This window comes from Deltaproteobacteria bacterium, assembly GCA_009929795.1.
In the GTDB taxonomy this organism is placed as follows: domain Bacteria; phylum Desulfobacterota; class Desulfovibrionia; order Desulfovibrionales; family Desulfomicrobiaceae; genus RZZR01.
This window is the reverse complement of the sequence record RZZR01000362.1, coordinates 1-1,404: the sequence shown is the minus strand read 5'-3', so window position 1 is coordinate 1,404 and position 1,404 is coordinate 1. Positions and strand designations below refer to the sequence as shown.

Here is a 1,404-nt window from a genome sequence, read left to right as displayed (position 1 = left end):
GGGCCAGCTTCCTGGCCTTGTCGAACGCGAGTCGCATGCTCTCGAAGTCCGGGGGTTCCAGAATCTTCTGCATGAGCAGGCCGTCGGTGTCGAACCAGCGGGGGAGATAGCCGCCCAGGAACCAGCCCCGGTTCCGGAGCAGATCAACGGCCGCTCCGACGCCCTCTTCCCCGAGATTCAGAAAGGCCTGAAAGGTCACACAGCCCTGAGCGCGGAACTCGTCTTCCAGGCGTTTCATCAGGCCAGGAAAGTCGTTCCCCAGGCTGGAAACGAGAAGGCGGGCCGTTCCGGTACCGCGAAAAGACTGGGTTTGACAGGAGGTGGCCCGGTCTTGGGGCAGACTCCCTTGGGCCGGGAGGCAGGTCCGCTCGAAATCGCGGTCGGCCAGGAGGAAATCGAGAACCTCCTGGTAGCATGACGGAAGATGGACGGTATGCGGCCGGTCGCGGACGGTCTTGGCCTGAACCAGGCAGGCGACGCGGCCCGTGGCTCCGTCCCGTCCCTTGCCGGCGGGCAGAAGGCTCAGTTCCAGAGCGTAATCAGTCATGCCCTCGTCCAGATCGAAACGCTGGGTGACGACGTGGTTGGTGACGGCTTCGCCGAAGATGGTCTCCACTGGAACGAGAGAGGCAAGAGTTCCATAAACGTAGCGGTTGATGAGATCGGCGATGCCCCGTTGGCGATGGCTTTTCAGAACGAGATACTGGCCGACCTCGTAGACCCCGGCAAAGGGCGGGGTGCTCCGGTACAGGGCCCCGTGGCCGACGATGGAGCCATCGGTGGTTTTGCAGACCACGGAGCAGAGCTGCATCTCACGGTTCAGGGCCAGAATACGTTCCGGGATGTAGTAGTCCTCGACCGGATAGGCGTCGCCGTACACGACGTGATACAGTCTGGCCACGCCAAGCTCGTCGCCGGGTTGGAAGCGGTCCACCCGGACATCCTGGTCCGGAACCACCTCCAGGGGATCGGCCTCGAATTGTTGGATATGACGTTTTTTTTCATCGCTCATGGCAGTTCCAACCTCAAGGCCCCCACCACTTGGCCCATGGCGGCCACGGCCTTGCCGTCCGCGGCGATATCTCGGGCCAGGGTCTCGACCATGACTTCCAGGGATTGCTCGTCGTCGTTCCAGATCAGGGGGCGATCAGCCGCAGGCTCCCGCCCAAGGGCGGCCAGGACGGCATCAAAGAGTCCGGCCGTGGACGGCGACAGGAGGGGCCGGGGGTCGTGGGATCCGGACATCCTGACGGCCCGCAGGGACACGGCCTGGACCCCGAAAATGAGGGCCATGGCCGTGTAGGTCTCCATGGCCCGGACGGACTTGCGGGCCAGAACGGCCGAGTTGAAGCCCTGGCTGTTGATGTTCTGGTTGAACTGCTCGGCGTGGGTCGGGAAGCGGTC

The 1,404-nt window shown here is 63.7% G+C and carries 1 protein-coding gene; it reads right to left on the bottom strand.

Going from position 1 to position 1,404, the window contains the following annotated elements; all coding sequences use genetic code 11:
* Positions 1–1,012 (bottom strand): hypothetical protein (locus tag EOM25_15000; protein NCC26486.1); only part of this gene is annotated, 1,012 nt, incomplete at its 3' end.
* Between the last annotated feature and the right edge of the window lie 392 nt (positions 1,013–1,404).